This window comes from Flagellimonas hadalis (genome assembly GCF_007785775.2).
In the GTDB taxonomy this organism is placed as follows: Bacteria; Bacteroidota; Bacteroidia; order Flavobacteriales; family Flavobacteriaceae; genus Flagellimonas; species Flagellimonas hadalis.
In genome coordinates this window covers 832,190-855,105 of sequence record NZ_VNIK02000001.1, presented here as the reverse complement: position 1 = coordinate 855,105, position 22,916 = coordinate 832,190, and the positions used below count along the sequence as shown (strand labels likewise).

General features: G+C 45.9%; 21 protein-coding genes. 10 read left to right on the top strand and 11 right to left on the bottom strand.

Annotated elements, in window-relative coordinates:
* Together rimK and trxB are read left to right on the top strand one after the other, a co-directional pair.
* Entirely contained in the window at positions 1-1,374 is a 1,374-nt protein-coding gene (rimK, locus tag FOT42_RS03805; protein ID WP_417937766.1) for a 30S ribosomal protein S6--L-glutamate ligase, read from the top strand.
* 507 nt (positions 1,375-1,881) lie between these two features.
* Positions 1,882-2,853, top strand: coding sequence for a thioredoxin-disulfide reductase (gene trxB, locus FOT42_RS03800; protein ID WP_151889227.1), 972 nt, complete (start codon positions 1,882-1,884; stop codon positions 2,851-2,853).
* Between the two features lie 69 nt (positions 2,854-2,922).
* On the opposite strand, the gene FOT42_RS03795 is transcribed toward trxB, so the two are convergent.
* Entirely contained in the window at positions 2,923-3,366 is a 444-nt protein-coding gene (locus FOT42_RS03795; RefSeq protein WP_108423076.1) for a hypothetical protein, read from the bottom strand.
* Between the two features lie 294 nt (positions 3,367-3,660).
* Here FOT42_RS03795 and FOT42_RS03790 point away from each other — a divergent pair, with 294 nt between their 5' ends.
* Both FOT42_RS03790 and FOT42_RS03785 read left to right on the top strand, forming a co-directional pair.
* Positions 3,661-6,783, top strand: coding sequence for a SusC/RagA family TonB-linked outer membrane protein (locus FOT42_RS03790; protein WP_151889226.1), 3,123 nt, complete (start codon positions 3,661-3,663; stop codon positions 6,781-6,783).
* 10 nt (positions 6,784-6,793) lie between these two features.
* Entirely contained in the window at positions 6,794-8,275 is a 1,482-nt protein-coding gene (locus FOT42_RS03785; RefSeq protein ID WP_151889225.1) for a SusD/RagB family nutrient-binding outer membrane lipoprotein, read from the top strand.
* 74 nt (positions 8,276-8,349) lie between these two features.
* On the opposite strand, the gene FOT42_RS03780 is transcribed toward FOT42_RS03785, so the two are convergent.
* From FOT42_RS03780 to FOT42_RS03745, 8 genes are all read right to left on the bottom strand, one after another.
* Entirely contained in the window at positions 8,350-9,489 is a 1,140-nt protein-coding gene (locus tag FOT42_RS03780; RefSeq protein ID WP_226789791.1) for a C40 family peptidase, read from the bottom strand.
* Between the two features lie 103 nt (positions 9,490-9,592).
* Positions 9,593-10,639 carry a pyridoxal phosphate-dependent aminotransferase family protein gene (locus FOT42_RS03775; RefSeq protein WP_151889223.1) on the bottom strand — a complete coding sequence of 349 codons (1,047 nt, stop codon included), beginning with the start codon at positions 10,637-10,639 and terminating at the stop codon, positions 9,593-9,595.
* The gene (locus FOT42_RS03770) at positions 10,639-11,649 is read right to left on the bottom strand and encodes a dipeptide epimerase (protein ID WP_151889222.1); all 1,011 of its coding nucleotides are present in this window, start codon (positions 11,647-11,649) and stop codon (positions 10,639-10,641) included. The genes FOT42_RS03775 and FOT42_RS03770 overlap by 1 nt, the downstream gene beginning before the upstream one ends.
* 111 nt (positions 11,650-11,760) lie before the next feature.
* The gene (locus tag FOT42_RS03765; protein ID WP_151889221.1) at positions 11,761-12,483 is read right to left on the bottom strand and encodes a head GIN domain-containing protein; all 723 of its coding nucleotides are present in this window, start codon (positions 12,481-12,483) and stop codon (positions 11,761-11,763) included.
* Positions 12,484-12,641: 158 nt separating this feature from the next.
* The gene (locus tag FOT42_RS03760) at positions 12,642-14,366 is read right to left on the bottom strand and encodes a PspC domain-containing protein (RefSeq protein ID WP_151889220.1); all 1,725 of its coding nucleotides are present in this window, start codon (positions 14,364-14,366) and stop codon (positions 12,642-12,644) included.
* A 9-nt stretch (positions 14,367-14,375) separates the two neighbouring features.
* Complete coding sequence (locus tag FOT42_RS03755; protein WP_072882137.1) at positions 14,376-14,705, bottom strand: PadR family transcriptional regulator; 330 nt, start codon at positions 14,703-14,705, stop codon at positions 14,376-14,378.
* A 207-nt stretch (positions 14,706-14,912) separates the two neighbouring features.
* Positions 14,913-15,338, bottom strand: coding sequence for a nuclear transport factor 2 family protein (locus tag FOT42_RS03750; protein ID WP_226789790.1), 426 nt, complete (start codon positions 15,336-15,338; stop codon positions 14,913-14,915).
* Between the two features lie 26 nt (positions 15,339-15,364).
* Positions 15,365-15,847: a DUF4870 domain-containing protein gene (locus tag FOT42_RS03745; protein ID WP_151889219.1), complete on the bottom strand. Its 483-nt coding sequence runs from the start codon at positions 15,845-15,847 to the stop codon at positions 15,365-15,367.
* 167 nt (positions 15,848-16,014) lie between these two features.
* Here FOT42_RS03745 and FOT42_RS03740 point away from each other — a divergent pair, with 167 nt between their 5' ends.
* The 5 genes from FOT42_RS03740 to nudK all read left to right on the top strand — a co-directional run bounded on the left by FOT42_RS03740 (position 16,015) and on the right by nudK (position 20,299).
* A complete protein-coding gene (locus tag FOT42_RS03740; protein WP_151889218.1) occupies positions 16,015-16,470 on the top strand; it encodes a DUF4442 domain-containing protein in 456 nt (151 codons plus the stop codon).
* A gap of 115 nt (positions 16,471-16,585) precedes the next feature.
* Entirely contained in the window at positions 16,586-17,386 is an 801-nt protein-coding gene (locus FOT42_RS03735) for a TIGR00266 family protein (RefSeq protein WP_151889217.1), read from the top strand.
* Positions 17,387-17,494: 108 nt separating this feature from the next.
* Positions 17,495-19,003: a S41 family peptidase gene (locus FOT42_RS03730; RefSeq protein WP_151889216.1), complete on the top strand. Its 1,509-nt coding sequence runs from the start codon at positions 17,495-17,497 to the stop codon at positions 19,001-19,003.
* Positions 19,004-19,049: 46 nt separating this feature from the next.
* Positions 19,050-19,703: a DUF2461 domain-containing protein gene (locus FOT42_RS03725; protein ID WP_151889215.1), complete on the top strand. Its 654-nt coding sequence runs from the start codon at positions 19,050-19,052 to the stop codon at positions 19,701-19,703.
* 8 nt (positions 19,704-19,711) lie between these two features.
* Positions 19,712-20,299 carry a GDP-mannose pyrophosphatase NudK gene (gene nudK, locus FOT42_RS03720; protein ID WP_151889214.1) on the top strand — a complete coding sequence of 196 codons (588 nt, stop codon included), beginning with the start codon at positions 19,712-19,714 and terminating at the stop codon, positions 20,297-20,299.
* On the opposite strand, the gene FOT42_RS03715 is transcribed toward nudK, so the two are convergent.
* On the bottom strand, positions 20,293-21,480 hold the full coding sequence (locus tag FOT42_RS03715) for a D-alanyl-D-alanine carboxypeptidase (protein ID WP_226789789.1): 1,188 nt from the start codon (positions 21,478-21,480) through the stop codon (positions 20,293-20,295). The two genes, nudK and FOT42_RS03715, sit on opposite strands and share 7 nt — an antisense overlap.
* Positions 21,481-21,696: 216 nt before the next feature.
* On the opposite strand from FOT42_RS03715, the gene FOT42_RS03710 reads away from it, so the two are divergent.
* Positions 21,697-21,894 carry a hypothetical protein gene (locus FOT42_RS03710; protein WP_151889212.1) on the top strand — a complete coding sequence of 66 codons (198 nt, stop codon included), beginning with the start codon at positions 21,697-21,699 and terminating at the stop codon, positions 21,892-21,894.
* A gap of 27 nt (positions 21,895-21,921) precedes the next feature.
* Here FOT42_RS03710 and FOT42_RS03705 read toward each other — a convergent pair whose 3' ends face one another.
* Positions 21,922-22,863 carry a LysR substrate-binding domain-containing protein gene (locus FOT42_RS03705; protein ID WP_151889211.1) on the bottom strand — a complete coding sequence of 314 codons (942 nt, stop codon included), beginning with the start codon at positions 22,861-22,863 and terminating at the stop codon, positions 21,922-21,924.
* Positions 22,864-22,916: the final 53 nt, after the last annotated feature.

Sequence of the window (22,916 nt, the reverse complement as noted above, 5' to 3'; positions counted from 1 at the left end):
ATTTTGGACAATTTGGACATATTGGGCAGCGAGGAATGGTGCCGTTTTGAGGAACTTGGGATACCTGCCATCAAGGCCAGGGTGGATTCCGGCGCAAAGACATCATCGATCCAAGCCAGCAAGATCAAAATCTTTACCAAAGGGCTGGAAGATTGGGTGAGGTTTGAGGTAAACCCATTGCAGGACAACAGGAGCATTTCCATATTGTGCCAGTCCAAGTTGGTGGATATGCGTAGTGTGAAAAGTTCGCAGGGCATATCCGAGGAACGGCCTGTGATAAAGACGCCCGTGAACCTTGGGGGAAAGATCTTCGATATTGAACTTACCTTGGCCAATAGGGACACCATGGAATATCGTATGCTGTTGGGGCGGGAGGCCATCAACGAGAGGTATTTGGTGGACCCCTCCAAAAGTTTTAGCATGGGCAATATCTCCCCGGAAGAAATGGCCATCAAGTACCGTCCCTATAAATCGGACAAGTCTGGATTGACCTTGGGCCTTTTGGCCAGTAACCCTGAACTGTACAGCAACAAACGAATCATTGAGGCCGGGGAGATGAGAGGGCATAAAGTGGTCTTTTTGAATGTGGAGAACGTTTACATGAAACTGGACGCCGGTTCACCAGAGATCAGGTATAGGGGAGGGAATATTTTGGATAAGTTCGATGCGGTGATCCCAAGGATCAAGCCATCGGTCACTTTCTATGGTTGCGCCCTGTTGAGACAGTTCGATACCCTAGGGGTGTATTGCCTGAACACGGCCGATGCCATCAGCAAATCCAGGGACAAACTGTTCGCCTCACAACTTTTCTCCAAGAATGATATCCATATCCCCATAACGGGATTTGCCAAATCCCCGATGGACACCAAGGACCTGATCCGAATGGTGAACGGGGCACCTTTGATCATCAAACTATTGGAAAGTACGCAGGGCAAGGGTGTGGTGTTGGCCGAGACGAACAAGGCCGCCGAGAGTGTCATCAATGCCTTTAAGAGCGTGCAGACGAACATATTGGTGCAGGAGTTTATCAAAGAAGCCAACGGACAGGATATCCGCTGCTTTGTCGTGAATGGCAAGGTAGTGGCCTCCATGCAGCGTCAGGCCCAAAAAGGGGAATTCAGGGCCAACATCCACCAAGGTGGGGCTGCATCCTTGATCAAAATCACATCAGAAGAACGAAAACTCGCCATCAAATCGGCAAAAGTGCTAAATCTTGACGTGGCAGGGGTGGATATCATCCGTTCCAATAGAGGGCCTTTGCTTTTGGAAGTAAATTCTTCGCCCGGATTGGAAGGAATCGAGAATACTACGGGAATGGACATCGCCAATGTGATGATCGAGACCATTGAGCGGAAACTCAAATACAATTCCTGATTTCATCGATTTTAAAGTAACCTGTTTATTATCAAACAGTTGTATATTTAGTCCGTACTTTCTTACGAGTACGGATTTTTTTTTGAATATGAATTGAAAACGGCCATCCGTTAAGCCAAAAGCCCCATCCGTTAATTGGTGCCCATAAATAATAAAATCCAGTAGTATGTTTGTCACGAAATCAAAAGAAAGCCACCTAATAGGATGGGGTGATAGTAGGGTACTCTAGTGTTCTTTCCCCCAATATCTTATCAAAAGGAGGTTTACGTTGCGCCAGGGGGTTTTTGAGGTTGAGCCCCCTCGGCCGTAACGGTTTCAAAGTCAAAATATATGTTCCCGTAAATTTGACCTACTTTTATTTGGAAAGGAGCCATGAAAATGGCTCCTTTTTCTTTTGGTCAACTCCAATTGTTCACATCTTTTAAGAAAACATGGAAATCCCACAGTGTAAGTTTTTATGCAAAAAACCTACTTTTGTAAGTGAACCAACAGAGGAAGATTTTTGATATGTCAGAACAGATGGAAAGAATAAAAACATTGATCATTGGCTCGGGACCGGCCGGGTACACGGCTGCTATTTATGCCGCTAGGGCAGATTTGAAACCTGTTATGTACACAGGTATGGAACCAGGCGGGCAGTTGACCACCACTACCGAAGTGGACAATTTCCCTGGATACCCCGAAGGGATAGACGGACCAACCATGATGATGCAGCTACAACAGCAAGCCGAACGGTTCGGTACGGAAGTTAGGATAGGTATGGTGACGGCTGTGGATTTCAGTGATGAGATTGGGGGCATCCATAAGGTGACCGTGGACGAATCCAAGGTGATAGAGGCGGAGACCGTGATCATATCAACAGGGGCTTCGGCCAAATACCTGAACATTCCCAGTGAACAACGATTAAGGGGAGGTGGAGTTTCGGCCTGCGCCGTTTGTGACGGATTTTTCTACAAAGGCCAGGAAGTGGCCATAGTAGGGGCAGGGGATACCGCTGCCGAAGAGGCTTCCTATTTGGCCAATATCTGTAAAAAGGTGACTATGCTGGTACGCAAGGACCACATGCGGGCCTCCAAGGCCATGCAGCATAGGGTCAACAGCATAGACAACATCGAGATCCGATACAATACCGAAGTGGATGAAGTGCTTGGGGACCAAGTGGTGGAAGGTATCCGAATGGTGAATAACGAGACCGGTGAAAAAGAGGATATTGCCGTGACCGGATTGTTCATTGCCATTGGGCACAAACCCAATACGGATATTTTCAAGGGACAGTTGGATATGGACGAAACAGGGTATATCATCACCCAAGCCAAGTCCACCAAGACCAATAAACCTGGTGTATTTGCCAGTGGAGATGCCCAGGACAAAATATACAGACAGGCAGTTACCGCTGCGGGAACGGGCTGTATGGCCGCCTTGGATGCCGAACGGTATTTGGCCGCTGTGGAGAGCAAGGAAATACTGGCCTCTTCTTAGGCAGAGAATACAATACCCATTATAAAAAAGGCGCTGTCAAAAGCGCCTTTTTCTTTTTTGGATATTTTTTCAGTCGATTCTTTTGTAGTTTTCAGAAAAGGTCCTGTTGCCATCATTGTCCACGGTAATCTGGCTAAAAGAATCTGCTGTGAGCACCAGTTCAAAAGTGAAGTTGCGCATGGTGTCCAGGGCCTTCATCATTTCATCGTCCCCATATTCAATTACTTCTATCAGGGAAGAATCCGTTGTCCTATACGAGCCATAGCCAAATCTGCCATTGGGGTCATCGGGCACATATCTGGTCCACATGATCTTTTCCTTGGAGTACATTTTGACCTGTCGATATCCATCAGATTTTTCAATAGTATCCGTGATGTTCTCACCGTCATAACTATAAAAACTCTGTAATTCCCACGTACCCTCGATGGAGGGACGATTTTGTTCCATTCCCTTAAAGCTCCCGGCCATTAAGAAAACGACAAAGCATGCAATGATAAAAACTGATTTTTTCATAGAGATTGACGTTAAGGAGGTTAAAGAATATCTATAAGGTAGTGATAATTATTGTCAAAATCTAAGTTTAAGACTTAAAATTTTAACATATGTTTAATTGTATTTTCAGATAGAATGAGATATAAAGTCTTATAAAGATTAGGGCAAAATGTCTTTTTCAAAAGATTTGCGGATGATTTAATAATAATTGCATAAAACAGCATTATTTTTAAGTGATAAACATTTTTTTACTTAAATGTTTGATTTGTAAAATTTTTTGGGCAATTTTCAGAAGTATTAACACAAACTAAAGAAATGAAAAGCATTTATTTAACATTTGTTGCAGTGTTTTCTTGCATTGCCGCTTTTGGACAGACCATCACAGGTACGGTATCCGATACTTCGGGCACACCGTTGCCTGGGGTTACCATTGTGGTAAGTGGCTCGAACAACGGGACAACTACTGATTTTGATGGAAAATATTCCATCAATGCCTCTAGCGGGCAGGTACTTAGATTTTCCTATTTGGGAATGATCACCAAAGATGTAACGGTTGGCTCGTCAACCACGCTCGATGTGGTGTTGGAAGAAGACTCCACACAGCTCGATGAGGTGGTGGTTACCGCATTTGGTGTGGAGCAAAAGCAGAAATCCTTGGGATATTCTGTTACGAAGGTAAACACCGAGGATCTTAATCTGGCTGGCCAGTCCAACCCGATTGAAAGCCTTCAAGGTCGAGTTGCCGGGGTACAGATAAACAGGTCTTCCGGTACTTCGGGAGGTGGTGTTGACATTCTGATCAGGGGTGTGACTTCCGTGAACCCCAACAGGAGCAACCAACCGTTGATCATTGTTGATGGTCTCGCTCTGGACAATGACACCTTTTCCGGGGAAGTTAGGCCCAGTGCAGGTTCTAATTCACCTAACAGTTCGGAACAGTTCGCCTTTTCAAATAGGGCCGGTGATTTGAACCCTGAGGATATAGAGAGCTTCAACGTACTTAAAGGGGCTGCCGCCACTGCACTTTATGGGGTAAGGGCTGCCAATGGTGCCATTATCATTACCACAAAAAAAGGGAAGCAAGGAAAGGCAAAGATCAATATCTCGGCCTCAACAACTTTCCGGAATGTAAAAACAACGCCATCGCTCCAAACTAAGTATAGGGAAGGATTTGGTGGTGCGCCAAGGACACTTTATGACCCTACCTCCGAAACAGGGTTCAACAGGGTCCAGAACTCCACGTCTTTCTATTCATGGGGCCCGGAATATGCTTTGGATTCTTATGATCTGGGCGAAGGAAACATTGTTGATCTTTCCGATGATAGGTTCTATAGTCCATACGATATCTTCAGGACAGGGTTTAATTCCCAACTCAACATGAACCTGAGTGGGGCGGGCGAGCGATTGAACTATTATTTCTCCATGGGCAACAATAGCGAGCAAGGGGTATTGCCCAACACGGATTACAAAAAGACCAATTTCAGGTTGAAGGCCGGATATAAAGTCACGGACAACTTCAACATAGACGGTTCCATCTCCTTTACCAATTCTGGGGGGAAGCGGGCCAATGGAGGTGATAAATCCGTGATGAGTGCCCTGTATTATTTTGCAGGGACATTCCCCATAAACGATTATCAGAATGCCGATGGCAGTGAAAGGGATTATTCCTTTGGAATCATTGATAACCCAAGGTACTTGTTGGAAACCAGTACCTTGGAGGACGATGTGAACCGTTGGATAGGAAACACGACCCTTACATGGTCTCCCAAGGATTGGGTAACCATCACCTACGCGGCACAGATAGACAACTATTCCGATGCAAGGAACCGATATGTGGGACCTGATTTGGACGGAGGTTCACAAGTAGGCGGTTTCATTTTGGAACAAAATGTAAATTTCACAGGTCTGGAATCCAATTTCTTGGTGGCCATGAACAAAGCTTGGTCCGATGATTTCACCACAGACCTTACCTTGGGGCACCAATTGTCCGATTCCAAAAGATCTTATTTGGAAGCAAGGGGAGAAGGCCTGAACGTACCTGGGGTAAACGAAATTGGGAATACCACAAACTTTTTCATTAACAAGGAAATAGTCCAGCTCAGAAATGTTGGGGTGTTTGGCGAACTCAAGTTTGGGTACAAGGATAAACTGTTCCTTTCACTGACCGGCAGGAATGACTGGGTTTCCACCTTGCCAAAAGAGAACAGATCGTTCTTTTATCCCTCGGTGAGCTTGGCTTATGATGTTTCTGGCCTCTTTGGGGAAAACGACATCTTCACTTTTGGAAAACTTAGGGCCTCATGGGCCGAGGTCGGTAAAGGACCTGGATTTGGGGATATTGGACAGTATTTTGTCGTAGATAGCGACTTTCCGTTCGGAGGTGTCGGAGGTTACCGAAGAAGCACCCTGTTGGGAGATTTGGACATCGTGCCAGAAAGAAACCAATCTACCGAATTTGGAGCAGACCTCAGGTTCTTGAACGATAGGATCCGATTGGATTATGCCTACTATAACACACGGGTCAAAGACCAGATATTTACGGTGGGGACTGCCTATTCTTCAGGACTTTCGGGAATCACCAGAAATGCTGGGGATTACGAAATCTTCGGACACGAGTTCCTGTTGAGCGCGGACATCATCCGAAACCAAGACCTAAGATGGGAAGTGATCCTCAACTGGTCCACCAGTGAAGGAAAAGTACTGGAAATTCCCGAGGACATTGAATCCGTGGTCTTTGCCGATTCTGGATTTACTGGTATAACCTCTGAAGTAAGGGCCGGGGACAAAATGGGCAACCTGTACGGCTACAAATGGCGATATGAAAATGGGGAGCGATACATCGGGGCCAACGGTTACCCTGTCATCAACATAGACGAAAGGGTAGTGGTCGGAAACGCTTTCCCGGATTTCATTTCCTCTTTGGGGAGCAATTTCAAATACAAGGGAATTGGTTTGAACTTCCTATTGGAATGGAAAAAAGGAGGAGATTTGTATGATGCAGGTATTCGAAATGCCATCCGGAACGGTACCCCTTCAAGTACCATACAGCGATATGTCAATGTAGTCTTGGACGGTGTGATGGATGACGGAAGCGGTGGTTTTGTGCCCAATACCACCGAAGCCCTGATAGACGAGAACTACTATAGGGATTCCAATGTGTATAACCGCGCTTCTGAAATTTTGGTACAGGATGCCTCTTGGGTAAAACTCAGGAACATTTCTTTGTCCTATGATTTTCAGAGTAGGTTCATTAAAGACCTGAATCTGGATAAGGTAAGCATATCTGCCAGTGCCAACAACATCCTTCTTTGGACACCTTTCGATGGATATGACCCAGAGGGCAACCAATACAGTGCGGGCAGTAACGTATATGGGTTCACTGGATTGAACATACCCTTGGCCGAAAGCTATTCTTTTGGATTGAACATTGCATTTTAAAAAAAGAACTATGAAAAAAATACAAATAATAAAGGCATTTCTACTATTCTCCACAGTGGCCTATGTGGGGTGTAGCGAAGATTATTTTGATGTGAACACGCCTTCCAATACAGCACCATTGGAAGATTTGCGCATGCAGGACCTCATGGCCCCGGCCATTCACAGTACATTGGAGGGACAACGATCTGCAGAGCTTGCTTTTGGCAATTACGTGCAGAACTTTGTGACCACGGGTGGTGGCGCGGCAGGACAGACCTCTGCCGATGGATTATGGAGTCAGGTCTATCTCTATGTGTTGCCCAATCTTGAAGCTGCCAAGCAAAAGGCGATAGAGAATGGAGCCACGCACATTGAGGCCATAGCAGATATCCTTATTGCAGCCAATATTGGTATGGCCACGGATACATGGGACAATATTCCTTATTCCGATGCTACGCAAGGCCCTGATAATAACTTTGCGAGTTTTGATACGCAAGAGCAAATTTACGACGAGGTGTTCACCCTATTGGATGGTGCCATAGCAAAATTGAGCGCACCCGATACCTCTGGTTTTGGGCTGGGTGCATCGGATTTGATCTATGATGGCGATGTGGAAAAATGGCTGAGAGCGGCCTATTCCCTAAAAGCCCGTTATCAGCTCCATTTGGTGAACAAAGGAGTGGTTACCGCAGCAGAAGTACTTTCAACAGTTGAAAATGGCTTTACGTCCAATGACGACAACTTCGCCATGTACTACAATGAGAAGAACATCAACCCATGGTATTCCGAAGAGATACTGGCCAGGGAAACAGGTAACCTGAGCAAGGACATAGCCAGCCAATTGGTGAGTTCAATGAACGGTGATTACTATCCTTTTTTGGGTGGTGTTGTGGAAATCGACCCACGACTGCCCTTGTTTGCTGAAAATGGAGATGAGGCCGAGTACAAAGGATTCGTCAGTGGTGGTGGAGGTATAGCTCCCGATGGCACTGATGCCAATGCAAGATTTAGGGAAGATGGTTTTTATACCAGTGTGGACTCCCCACTCATCCTCATCAGCTATGCTGAAGTACTTTTTATAAAAGCTGAAGCTGCATTTTTGGCCAATGGGGGCACAACGACCAGTGTAGGTTCCAACGCCACTGCTTATGCCGCTTACATGGACGGTATAGCTGCCAGTATGGAAATGTATGATGTGGATGGTGCGGACTATATGGCCGACGCCGCCATCGATGTGGGAGAAGGAGCACTTATGCTACACCACATCATGAAGGAAAAATACATCCATAACTTCCTAAACCCAGAGACTTTTGTGGATTACAGGAGATATGATTTCTCCGATGAGGTTTTCACTGGATTGCAGATTAGGAGTGAAGAAGAAAGTGCCGACACCGAGTTCCCAGGACAATGGTTCCGAAGGGCCAATTATCCTTCTACCGAGCTAACTAGGAATGAGGCTAATGTATTGGCCAACCAGCAGGATCCCGTGGTTCCCGTTTGGTGGGATGAATAGGATCCGACGAGTTAGTCATAAATGCAAAAAGGCCATCCCATCGGATGGCCTTTTTTATGGTTGTTCACTGGATTTTAGAAAACATCTTGCTCCGTCAAGTACAGGAGACCTTCATCCTTTTGGTTCAGAATACGTTTGCTTCTCAAATAGCGGTCATAATTGTACTCGTCAAAATTGTCTGCATTTTTGTCCATACTGCTGATGTGCACATTCCCGGCGGAATGGATAAATTCATTGTTCCCGATCCACATCCCTACATGGACCACCCTTTCCGAAGTAGAATCAGTGGCTTTTCTTCCAAAAAAGAGCAGATCTCCGGGAATGAGCTTGTCGAACTCCCTTGAATCATCTATCAAACTCCCTTCATGTATCTGCTGCGAGGCATCACGCGGAATGATCATGCCGTTCATAAAATACACGGTCTTGGTAAAACCACTGCAATCCACACCTTTTGTGGAGGTGCCTCCCCACAGATAGGGTACACCCAGCATCGTTTTGGAGGTTTCCACCAAGGCTTCTTTGCTAAAGGACAGGTTTGATTTCCAATCCAGATATGGAGATGCTTCGGATTTGGGAACAAAACCATTTTTTCCATCAGGGTATTTCACCTGATAAAAAGTTCCATCTTCTGCAATCAACTTTAGGATATTGCCTGCAACAAGGTCGGATACCACTTGTGCAGCTGAGTTTGCTTCGGCAAAAGCATGTCCATAGGTTTGGGTATAGATCAATTTTTCCGAATCTTGCCAATCTTGGAAACGGGTCTTGTCCATCAACTCAATTCCTCTGCTGTCCACCCACCCCAAATAGTGGTCCGGGGTCTGGATGCGGTACCAGCTACCATGCATTTGGTACACTTTTACGGGCATTCCCAAAGTTCCTTGGGTTACCATTTCTGCGGAATGGGCGGGACGGGACCTTAAATTCGCCACTGAAAGTGCTATGGCACCATATATGTTTCCCTCCAGACTTGCCGAAGGAAGTACCTCAACACTGTCCCGAAACGTAATTTGTTCCTGTTCCAGCTGTTTCCGTAAAGCATCCAAAGCTTCTGGAAGGCTTGTGCCCCCTTTTAGTGTATATCCTTCAGGGCTTTGTATCGCTTCGATATCGAAAAGGACCACCCGCGTATCGGGAGCGTAGGTGCTTTTAATGGAAGAAATGGCTTCTTCAACTTTATTGGGCCCCGTATCGGTCTTTGTTTCACATGCCATGAAAACAAGGGTCAGCAAAGCATAAAAACAGCATCTTTTTTGAAGGGAGAATAGAATTTTCATTGTAGAACTCGGTTTAATTATTTATAAATGCACTCATCAACTAGTCTTGAAGTGCGTTCAAACAGTTGGCCAATTGTTGGATATCCTCTTTGTCATGATAGGCGCTCAAAACAATACGTCCTACTATGGGCCCGTACGCATCCGGATAATTGAAATAGGTGGTGATGAAACCATTTTTTTCCAAGGTCCTTGCCAAATCGGCATCTTCAAACTCATACGTAGGATGCCCTTCCATGTGTTTGAAAAGGGAAGGATGATGCAATACATTTCTAAAAAACGCATCATTTTCCATGAGTTTGGACCTCCTTTCGGCATAGATGTCGGTGGCATCCAGCAGTGTACCCATGAAAGCGGGTAGGGCAGGGCTCGCCCCTCCAAAAAAGGAAGTATTGCGTAGCAGTTCCATATCCGCTGCGTTTCCCAATATGGCTCCGGCCTGAATGCCCAGACCTTTGCCCAAGGAACAACAGACCATCAACTTGGCTGGGTTCAACGTTTTGAGCAGGTCGTAACAACCAACCCCATTTTTTCCGACAACACCGATGCCGTGGGAATCATCACCTACGAGCATGATCTTTTCCAAAGGAAGCTTTTTCAGGGCATGAAAATGCGGGAACTGCTTCCCTGAAAAGTCAATGGTATCAAAAAGCAGCACTGGCATTGGGCCACCTCGATTGATTTCTTTCTGGAGGCGATCACTAAGATCTTCAAAGCTCTCCGTTTTGTTCACTCCGACTAAATGGAGCGCAGTGTGGGCATTGGGAGCGGCAAACAAGGAGTGTCCTTGCTGCAATAAGGTCTGGATGACCAATTGGGCGGCCAAATATCCCGAGGACAGGGTAAGGCAGCTTTCCGCCCCGACCCATTTTGCCAAATAGTCCTCCGCAATTCCATAGATGTCCAAAGAGACATTGGATTTTCTCGATGCCCCGTAGTGCATGCCACATTTCTCTACATTTTTGCTGAAAATCTCCAAAAAGGGAGGATAGGATTGAAGCCCAAGGTAGGCGGTGCCCCCAAAATAGAAGTACGTCTTGCCTTCCACTTGGACCAATCGGTCGGGTATGCGGGCGATGGAATGCGACATTACAACAGTTCTATCCCACTTCCGGGAAGTTTGGGAAAAATGACCTTTCCATCATCCAAAATTTGGACACCGCGGGCAATGTCATGTTTGAGCAGTAGCGAACCGTCCATGTCCACGTAGTCCAATTGGGGGGTCAATTGTGCAATGGCGGAAATTCCGACGGAGGATTCCGTCATGCAGCCCACCATGATCTTTAGTCCCAGTTCCTTCCCTTTTTTTATCATCCGTCTAGCAGGGGTAAGACCGCCACATTTGGTCAGTTTGATATTGATGCCGTGGAAATAAGGGCCACATTTTTCCACATCGCTTTCCACAATGCAGCTTTCGTCGGCGATCACGGGCAGTGCGGAATGTGCTTTTACTTTTGCCATGCCCTCCCAGTCATCGGCCTTCAGGGGCTGTTCCAAAAATTCGACCCCGAGGTCCTTCAGCAGTGGTGCATTTTGGATGGTCTCCTCGGCAGTCCATGCGCAATTGGCATCTATGCGGAAAATGCTTTTAGTATGTTTACGGAGCTCCCGAACTATGGCCACATCGTCTTGGGTACCCAGTTTGATCTTATAAACGGGCCATGGCATTTCTTGAAGCTTTTCCACCATTTTTTCAACGGTGTCTATGCCGATGGTATAATTGGTGATCGGGTAGTGGCTGTTGTCAGTGCCCCAGATTTCATAAAGAGGTTTGCCCAGTAACTTTCCGTATAGGTCATTGGCAGCAAGATCCAACGCACATAACGTGAACTTTTCAAGGTTTAAGGATTCCAAATGCCGGTAGAAATTTTCCGGATTATCAAAATCATATTCTTCTATAGCCTCTCTGACCGCTTCAATCTCGGCAGTCATGCTCTCGACGGTGATTTTGTAATAGGGATTGGAGGTGGCTTCGCCATATCCGGTCTTTCCCTTATGGGAAAGGGCCACGATCATAGTATCCTGAGTGTCGTGCGATTCCCTGGAAATGGTAAAGGTATGGGCAAGTTGTAAGGTGTATTTTTTGATTGCTATCTGCATGGATCTTTCTTTTTTTATCATCCTGCTAAGATAGGGTTTCGCCTATACTTATTAAAGACAAAAGCCCACCGAAAAACTCGGCGGGCCTTTGCATATTTAAAGAGAATTGGATCAATATTTACGCACGCTTCCCGAAACCGATTTTTTGGTCTCCACACTGGCATCCCCTGTGTAGGAGATGTCCGCACCGCTGCTGGCATCGGCCACCAAGGACTCGGATACGTTCACGGAAATGTCGGCCCCACTACTGGCATCGGCGTGGCAGGTCTTCACGGTAAGGTCCCTGGCTTTGATGTCGGAACCGCTACTGGCATCGGCATAGAGCATATCGGCCTTTCCTGCTATTCGGATATCCGCACCACTACTGGCATTGGCAGAGATTTCATCGGCCACCACTTCTACCTGAAGGTCGGACCCGCTGCTGGCATCAAGGTCTATCTTCCCGGTCTCGATGATGTTCTGGACGATAAGGTCGGCCCCACTGGAGCTTTCCAATGCATCCACGTTGCGAAGGGTCACGTACACATTCTTGGTGGCCCTTCCGATGTTCTCAATGGCATGGATTTTCAATTTTCCATCCTTGACATCAGTTCCGATCAGGTCAATGATGTTCTCATCGGCCTCAACAGTGATCTTGTACTCCGCGCCCTGTGTCACGAATACGTCTATTCCTTCCGAAGCGGATACCACTGTGAAATCTTCATCCACGTTGCGGTTTTCCTCTACGACTTCGCCGTTACCGGTCTTGCCGCTCCCAAAGTTCATGTCCATCATACAGGAGGACGCGAACAGGGATAATAGTACTGCGATTGCTAATCTTGCTAGTGTTGTCATGATTGTTGTTTTTTGTGTCCAGTTGTACCGGACAGCTGTTATTGATTGATTTAGTTGTGATCTGCACTGAAATTCAACAGTGTAAATGTCTTATTTTAAGCGTATTGTTTGAATTTTATACTACCCAATTGTGGAATTTGAGCTCCCAATTGTAGTTTTTAGTTCCCGGCCTTTACCTTGATGCCATCCTCATTGATCTTCATTTCAAAGGAATCTTGGGCATCCTTGATATCGATGTCTATTCCGTCTTCATTGATGATGATCTTGCCATTCCCATTCCTTTCTTCGTCATTATCTTCATCAAGGCAGTCCTGGCACTTTAGCTCTCCATCTTTGCCCATGAGCCAAATGTGGCCAACAATACTACTTCTGTAATAATCCTTATCATTGGCAATACCCCTGCCTATATGGTACCTTGTGGATTCCTCGAACCGTACCATACTGCCCTCGGGGATATGGATGGTGGTGGTCACTTCTTGGTTTCTGGCCTTATTGGAAATATCGGTGATAAGGTATTCGTCCAAAATGATCTCATTGCCCAAAAGTTCGTAGCCATACGTAATGTTTTTGGCCCTGTCCCGGGCGGTCCGTGAGGAACTGCCGTTGGAATCCTTTCGTATGGACAGGGAAACAACAGAATCCTCCGCTTTTTTCACGTTGATGTGCACCTCATCGGAAATGAGTACCCTATTGTCATCTTTGTCATAGGCAAAGGACATACGTCCAAAATGGATATCATCCCTAGTGTATTCGTAGCCGGGGTTCTTCATTCGGATGACAAGCGTATCGGTCACGTTTTCCAGGACCAATTGGTCTTGTTCGTGCACGCTTCCCGTGTTCGAAAATTCCGCAGCCTGACGGATGCCAAGGGCGATCAAGGCCCCAACGGAGATCAACCAAAGCCCCAAAAGGGAGAATTTGGCAATGTTCCCGATGGATTTCAGGTTGTTCACCAAAATCTTCAATCCTAAATAAAGGACAAAGAAGAAAGGAATGCCGACCGCAAAGAAAAGCAGTATGGAAACCACCCAAACAGGCGCTCCCGTGGTGTTCACGATCTCGTAGAAATCCACTCCTGGGAAATGAACCGCATCGAACATGCCCACAGTGAACAGTCCGAAGAACAGACCGATGAGTGTGGATGCCCCGATGATGATGAGCAATATGCCTATGAACTTGCCGAATACCTTGAACAGGAACAGGATAATGTCCCCGATGGTATCAAAAAAGGTCTTGGAGCTGCTTTTGACCTTGTTGCCCACTTTTTCGTAGTCAACATTTTTTACCTTGTCGGCAACATCATCAAACCCCTCTTTAACTTTGCGTTCTATATTGCTGATGTTGACGGGCTCCCCCCGCATATCCAATTTTTGGGAGGTAGTGGCCGCTTCCGGGACCAAGATCCACAGTAGGATATAGGCAATCAGCCCAAAGCCGGAGGTGAAAACGGCCAAAAGGAGGAAAATGATCCGGATCCATAGTGCATCCAGCCCCAAGTAGTGCTCCAGACCGGCACACACCCCACCAATATACTTATGATCGATGTCGCGGTACAGTTTTTTGGCCTTCGGACTGGGTTCGGCATGGGTCCTTTTGGGGTCGTCCTCAAAAATGTCCTCGTCCACCATATAATCTTCGGGCTGTCCCATCACATCGATGACCTGGTCCACTTCCTTGTGGGTGATCACCTGTCGCTCGTTTTCCATTTTTTCCAAAAAGAGCTCGGCGATCCTTGCCTCGATGTCGGCTATGATCTCATCGCTTCCCTTGGTGCCCGCAAACGATCGTTTGATGGACTCCAGGTAGCGTCTCAGCTTGTTGTACGCATCATCGTCTATGTGGAAGAGCGTATTTGCCAAATTTATATTAACTGTCTTGTTCATTTTTGATACTTATTTTGTGTTGGTTACCAGATTGACTGCATTTCTTAGTTCATCCCAGGTGCCGTTGAGTTCCTTGAGGAACAGTTGCCCTGTTTCTGTCAGCGCGTAATATTTGCGGGGAGGCCCCGATGTGGATTCTTCCCAACGGTAGTTGAGCAATCCGGCATTTTTCAGCCTTGTGAGCAAAGGGTATATGGTACCTTCCACCACCAGCATCTTTGCGTCCTTCAGGGCATCCAGAATCTCCGAGGCATACTTGTCGTCATCCTTTAGGATGGACAGGATGCAGTATTCCAGGACCCCTTTGCGCATCTGTGCTTTTGTGTTTTCTATGTTCATAACTTCATGGGTCTATTAAATTAACTGTTCGTTTTTGATCTGCCAAAACGGGTCTGGCCTTGTTCCCACTCCGTCCCCTGTGATGAGCAGGGGAGTGGAAACGTTTTTTGATTGATGATTGATTGATTGATTGATGAACTTTTCGTTTTTTGATCGATGATTAAACTCCTATTCTTTGATTGATGATAAACTCTTATACGGTCTGATTTAATGTAGGCTCACAACTCTACTTATTTTCCAATCGTCCCCAGTTTGCTTCCAAATAACGATGAACTTACTTGGATGGGATGGTGCATTTGGTTCTTCCTTGTTATGGAACTTGTGCAGTGCCATTTCAACGGCTCCAAAACCATTGATTGGGTACACTTCTATGCTGCCAGGAACCAATTCCCGGGTCACTTTTCCACAAATATTCTTTTCGATGCTTTCCAAAATACCTTGCTTGTCCTTGGATAGACCACCCATGTCATGATAAAACTCCAAATCCGCATCATAGATTTCAGCCTGTTTTTCCATGTCACAGGTATTGTAGGCATTGAAATAAATGCTATCCATGCGTACAATGGCCCGGTATAGTTCGGAGTTTTCCTCAACCTGTGCGTTCACCAAAGTTGAAACGCCAATGAAAGCCATGATCGATATTGATGTTGTCCAACGCATTACTTGATGAATTTAATGGTGAACGGATATTTGAAATATTGCCCTTCGTTGGTTCGGATGGTGGCCAATATGCTGTACACAATGTTAGCTATGGCCAACCCCACCTGTATGGCCCCGGCTATTCCGACGGGCCAGAACAAACGTCCAAATCGAAAATCGTCACTGTCGATATGGATGTTCAGATTGTTGAGATCGCTCAAGCGGTGAAACCCGAACACATCCCAATCAAACAGACCGGGCATGGACCCAATGAAAAAGGGAATGGTGATCAAGCCCGCCACTATGGAGTATAGTAACATACTGATCTGAAAGTTGAGGGCCTGCTTCCCGTTATAGTCCACAAAGTCGTACTGCTTTTTGTTGGACATCCACAAGATCAAGGGGACGATGAAGTTCCCAAAGGGAATGAAATACTTCGAGAACGTGGACGCATGGATGATCGCGGATAAGTTTCGTTCGTGTTTGGTCAATGTTGCTGCCATTTTTGATTGATGATTTTGATGTATAAAAGGGTTAACCTATTAGCTTACGATGCAAATATATATCCAAAAGACAGTACTATGCAAAACAAAGTACTAATAATTAACTTTTTTTTAACAATTTAAAATAGCAGGTTTTTACCTATTTTTAGGCATCTAAATCTTAGTTTATGGCACTGACACCCAGTAAAATCAACACCTTTACATTTCTGAAACTCCCCTCGGCCTGGTGGTGCGGGGTTCGTCTCAAATACATCGATGGGCAAAAGGCCATCACCACGGTAAAGCACAGATGGATCAATCAAAATCCGTTCAAATCCATGTTTTGGGCCGTGCAGGGCATGGCTGCCGAACTCAGCACGGGTGCTTTGGTGATGAACGAGATCCAAAAAAGCGGCAAAAAAGTGTCCATGCTTGTGGCCAACAACAAGGCCACGTTCACCAAAAAGGCCACGGGACGCATTTCATTTACCTGTGAAGATGGCCCATTGATTGCCGATGCCATCCGCAGAACAGTGGAAACCGGGGAAGGACAAACCTGCTGGATGAAATCCGTAGGGGTAAATGCAGATGGGGTGGAGGTCTCCACCTTTCATTTTGAGTGGACGGTGAAGGTGAAGGGGTAGATATGGTAAAAGGTGATGGTAATTAGGAAAAGATGATGCACCTTTCTATACAGATGGTTGTAACAAAACGCCTAACCGACCAACATATAAACAATAATCAAAAAACGATCAAAAAATGAACGCACACGAAATCGACTATCACATTTACGGGGAGGAAATGCAATATGTGGAGATCGAGCTGGATCCCCAAGAAGCTGTCATAGCGGAAGCGGGCAGTTTTATGATGATGGATTCCGATATCAAAATGGATACCATCTTCGGGGACGGTTCCAATCAGGACACTGGGGTTTTGGGCAAACTGTTCTCCGCGGGCAAGCGCTTGCTCACGGGTGAAAGCTTGTTCATGACCGCTTTCCTCAATATTGGCCACGGCAAAAAGAACGTAAGCTTTGCTTCACCCTATCCGGGCAAGATCATACCCATAGACCTTTCGGAAAAAGGAGGGAAGTTCATCTGCCAAAAAGATGCCTTCCTTTGCGCGGCCAAGGGTGTTTCCGTAGGGATTGAGTTCTCCAGACGCTTGGGCCGGGGTTTCTTTGGCGGTGAAGGTTTCATCATGCAAAAACTGGAAGGCGATGGTATGGCCTTTGTGCACGCAGGCGGGACCATGGCGAAAAAAACATTGGCCCCAGGTGAGGTGCTCAAAGTGGACACGGGCTGTATCGTGGGCTTTTCCCAGACCGTGGACTACGACATCGAATTTGTGGGTGGCATCAAAAATACCGTGTTCGGCGGGGAAGGCCTCTTCTTTGCCACACTTCGTGGACCAGGAACCGTTTATGTCCAATCCTTGCCATTCAGCCGATTGGCCGGCCGCGTATGGGCCGCCGCTCCAAAAGGGGGCGGAAAGGACAAGGGCGAGGGTAGTATCTTGGGCGGATTGGGCAATTTGCTGGACGGGGACAACCGATTTTAGAACTAGATCAAAAGAAGTTGGATGTTAGGTTTCAAAACTTGACATCCAATTTTTCATTTAAACCCTCTGGAAACCAATTACCAATAATTCTAAAAAAGAAACTTCCTGATGAAATTGAAAACCCTGATTACCATCTTTTGCTGTTTGAATGTCTTCATTTCCCTTGCTCAGGATGATGTGTTGACCAAGGAACAGATACAAGGTGATATTGAATTTTTACGAAAGACGCTTGACGACAAGTCTTCCTATGTGTATCTGAATGGCTATGATTTCAACAGTGATTTTGACGGCTATCTGAAGAAAATAGGGGATTCCACCCAACTTGAAGATTTTGGCCTTTTTCTGAGCCAAACGCTGGGGAAAATTGGGGACAGACATTCCTCTATGGCTACGATAAGAGGTTATGATCTGAATGAATCCCTCTTTTTGCCATTCATCTATGCGCCGCTCCATGATAAGGTCGTTGTTTTGAATATGGGCAAGGACAACGAATTGGGAATACGCTACCCCCGATTCCCTTTTCTCAAAAAAGTCGATGGAACCGATATCCAGGATTTTCTGCAAAAGACGCGCCCCGAAGATATAACTGCCCCGAAGCAAACCTATTTCACTTTGGCCGTGAGGGATATTCGGGACATTGAAAAAAATTACAGGCTGCTCAACAAACCCTTGCCCAAAGAGATCAAGTTGACACTTTCCGATGGCAATTGGCAAAAGGATACTGTCGTGATGGTACCTGTAGTTGACAGGTCGGAACGATTACGGCCGTGGGACGAGAAGTTTGGAGTGGAATATCTTTTTGTAAAAGATGAAGATTACAACAAGCCCGAAGTCATTGAAAAGTTATTCGATATAGAAGACGGCATTGCGTATATCAAGCTCCCTGAAATGGCGAGCAAAGAAGAGGCGCCCCTTCTTTTTGAGCGGTTCAATTCATTTATGAAATCCATTAAGGACGATAGCGAAGCATTGATCATCGATGTGAGGAGCAATGGTGGTGGGACCCGTGACTTGCTTTATGAATTTGCAAAATATGTGATACACCCCGATTCCATCCATGTGGTGAACGTTACCAGACAGAGAGGACCAATTCCATTACCAGAAGACTACAAGCAGAGTTTGAACAATCGATTTTTGTATCCAATGTCGGAATTGACGGGACGGGAGCGGACAACTGTAAATACGTTTTTGAACACCTTCAAACCGATATATGAAATGGATGACACCAAGTACAGCGAATATTATTTTGGCCTGTTGAACGGGAAAAAATTGACCGGGCAATCCTTTTATTATGACAAGCCTGTCTATATCCTAGCCAATGAAAAGACTTTCAGTGCGGCATCCATTTTCGTCTCTGTATTCAAAGGCCTTCCCAACATCACCATTGTGGGCACAACAACTGATGGCTCCAGTGGGAATAGTGATTGGTTCGATTTGCCCAATTCCAAATTGTTTGGAAAGATCAGTACAATGGTCTCCTTTCAAAAAGACGGAAAAATCCTTGACGGTTTTGGTACAGCGCCCGACATCAAAATTGAAAGGGACATGGATCAGATTCTTTGGAAATCCGACACGCAACTGGAAAAATTGAAAAGTATCATAAAGGGAACCAACTAAAATCATACCGTACATAAGGTCGTATCAAACATTGACCATCAAGCCCATGAATTTCAAAGACCTGTTCCAATTTTTGGAAGAACTGCAACAAAACAACAATAAGGAATGGATGGATGCGAACCGCAAATGGTACCGCACCCTTCGGAACGATTTTGTATCGTGGTTGGACGACCTTGATCTCACTATGGCACAATTGCATGACGATTACTATCCGACCCCGGGCAAGAAAGGAATCAACCGTATCAACAACAATTTGATGTTCCACCCCAATAAACCGGTGTACAAAGATCATTTTGGTGCAGGGTTGGACAAAGCGCCCCATTCGGCCGATTTCTACATCGAGATTGGATTGAAACAGTGTCTGTTGGCCGGTGGTTTTTGGCGGCCCGATCCGAACACGCTGCGAAGCATTCGGGAAGGTATCGATTATGATGGGGAGGTGTTGCAGGAAATATTGGACAAACCTTCGTTCAAAAAGACGTTTGGCAGTTTGTATGAAGATGAAAAACTGACCAACGTCCCCAAAGGGTTTTCCAACGACCATCCGCATATCGATTTGCTGAAGAACAAGACTTTTGCCGTGGCACATGAATTTTCACGGGAAGAAGTGTTCCGACCCGATTTCAAGGAAAAAATAGTGGAGGTTTATAAAGAAATGCTTCCATTCCGCCGATATTTGAACAAAACTGTAACCGTTTAGACCCACCTATGAAATACGGAAACATTAGGAATATCAAAAAAGAGTTGCTGTCCGACAATTGGTACACCCTCAACAAAGTCACTTTTGAGTACCAACGGGAAGACGGGACTTGGGAAACCCAGACCAGGGAAGCCTACGACCGCGGTAATGGGGCTGCTATTTTGTTGTACAATACGAAAAAGGGCACCGTGGTGCTCACCCGTCAATTTCGGATGCCCACCTATTTGAACGGAAACGCGGATGGCATGATGGTCGAGGCTTGTGCGGGGCTCTTGGAAAAAGGAAATGCCGAGCAGACCATAAAAATGGAAGTAGAGGAGGAGACAGGCTATAAGATAGACAAGGTGAAAAAGGTGTTCGAGGCCTACATGTCCCCTGGATCCGTCACCGAGATCCTCTATTTCTTTATTGGTGAATACGAAGCCTCCATGAAGGTCAGTGAAGGAGGTGGGGCGGAAGATGAGACCGAAAACATTGAAGTGCTGGAAATCCGATTTGATGAAGCATTCGAAATGGTGAAAACAGGCGAGATCAAGGATGCCAAGACCATCATGCTGCTCCAATATGCACAGATCAATGCTGTTTTTGGTCAATAGTTGAGGTGGAGTTCCTTGAGCACAGAGTACATGGTTTTCCGTATCTCGGAGGAAGGCACCTTGAAGTGATTGTTCATGAAGCTGAATATGAGCAATTTACCTTTCTTGGTCTTGATATAACCACTCAGGTTGTAATTGTTGCCAAACGACCCGGATTTGGCGAACAGGAAGGGCTCCGTACTGGGGTCTTCCCATTTTTCCACAGTACCTGTTGGCCCCCACATCGGGAATATGCCAAAGAGGCGTTCCTCGGGCACTTCTGCATAAAGTTTTTGGAGAATTTGCACAAAAGAACGTGGAGTGAACAGGTTGTAGCGCGAAAGCCCGGAACCGTCCACCCATCGGGGCTGTTGTTCCAGATCGGCCAGATCATGCTCCAACATATAGGTGATGGCCCTTTGGGTCCCCAGAGTGTCGGACAGCATGGAAGAGGAAGCCATCAATAACTGTTCGGCCAAAAAATTATCACTTTTGAACAGCATCTGCTTAAAGATGGAATCCGTTTCCATACCATATAAGGTCTCTTTGGGCGTATTGGGAAAATGGTCCACCAATGCAATCTTTTTTTGGAGCACTCTTTCCAGAAGTTGTTTGGTGAGGCTGTCACTGGTGATGAAGGGTACTTCCAGGGTGTCCTGTTCTGTGGGGGCAATGTAAAAATGGTTGGTAAGCTCGTCCCTTCTAAACGGATTTTCCCTGACTTCCGTGGAATCAAGGAAAAAGGAAGGGGCCACTTCCAGTTTTCCGGCATTGGAAATGGTAGCGACATTACCATATAAGGGAATAGTGGTCTTTTCGGGGGAAAAATAAGTGTCATAATCTTCCCATGCCCAACCTGGTCCAAAGCGGAGCTCCTCCGAATTTTTGGTATAGAGGGCAATGGCCCCTTGGTTTTTCAGCCAGTGGACGGCCGTACTGTCCTTCAGATGGGGTTGCAGCCACGACGGGTCGCCAGTCCCTTCAATGAACAAGGTGTCATTGGCAACAGCGTATTTTAAGGTGGGGATATTTTTGGGCAACAGTTTCACGCCTGTGTAGAAGGTAACGATCTTGGTATTGCTGGCCGGGGTGAAGTAATTGTCCCCATGGTTGTCATAAATGGTTTTTTGCGATTTTGCATCTACAACGACCAAGCCATGGAAGGAATTGGTGAGACTCTCCTTCTCCAATTCGCTGTTCACAAACTTACGTGTAGGGGAGCAGCTGGCGAGGAGGGCAAATAGAAAGGGAAGGAGACAAATCGTTTTTTGGAGGTGGTTGTCAGGTGAAATATCCATGCACTTTGTACGTTGTGGTTAACACGAAGTTATTTATTTTTTAACTGGATTTTTGGTTTTTCAAAAAGGTTTTTTCGCTAATTTAGAGCACAACCAATGACCCAATTTAATAAAATTTCTATGCCAAGAGCTATGTTGGATTACACCAAAACCATCCTTCAAAAGGTAAGTTTTGATGCAAAACTCTTCACCAAGGAATTGAAGAAAGCTATTTCAAGGCTATTGCCCAGTGAAATTGAGGAACTTAAAATCTGGTTGCAATTTTATATTGTGGACAAACCAGAGTTGCAACCCACATTACTATTGTTAAAAGCTTAAAACTGGGGCCGCAGAAATGCGGCCCTTTTAATTTTTGGCCAACGGGCTGATGATCTTCACGTCCTGAAAGGTGATGGCACCCCTAACAATGCTGGAAATCACGTCCCTCAGGGCCTCCGTGATCTGGATTTTCAGTTCACTCTTATGGTAGATCAGACTTATTTCCCGTGCAGGGGAAGGGTTTTTGAACGGTTTCAGGCTTTCCCTTTTTTGCTGCCCCAATTGAAGGGTGTTCAAGTAGGGCAACAAGGTCATGCCCATACCCTCATCGGCCAGACCGATCAGGGTCTCAAAACTGCCACTTTCTATTTTGAAATGTTCCCCGTTCATGTTTTTGGACGCTTTGCACAAATTGATGACCCCGTCCCTGAAGCAGTGTCCGTCCTGTAGCAAAAGCACATCGTTCACATCCAAATGGTCGGTGGTCAATTCCGTTTCTTGGGATAATCGGTGGCTTTTGGGCACATACCCTACAAATGGCTCATAATAGAGCGGCCTTTCTTTGATGAACTCTATTTCCAGAGGAGTGGCAGCAATTCCGGCATCCAAGTGGCCGTCCATGATGTTCTTGATCAGGTTATCTGTGGACTGCTCCTTGATGATGAGGTTCACCTTTGGATATTTTTTGATGAAGGTGTTCAGGAACATGGGCAGCAAGGTGGGCATTACCGTTGGGATGATGCCCAAAGTATAGTCCCCGCCGATGAACCCCTTGTCCTGGTCCACAATATCCTTGATGCGTTCTGCTTCCGCTACAATATTTTTGGCTTGGGCCACAATTTTCTTGCCCACCTCGGTGATGGAAATGGGTTTTTTGCTACGATCGAAAATGAGTACCCCGAGTTCATCTTCCAATTTTTGCACCTGCATGCTCAAGGTGGGTTGGGTAACAAAACTCTTCTCGGCGGCCAAGGTGAAATTTTTATGCTCGGCAACCGCTAGTACATATTGAAGCTGGGTGATGGTCATCTAACAATAAATTTGAAATATAAAAGTATGAAAAACCATCAGGATAATCTATA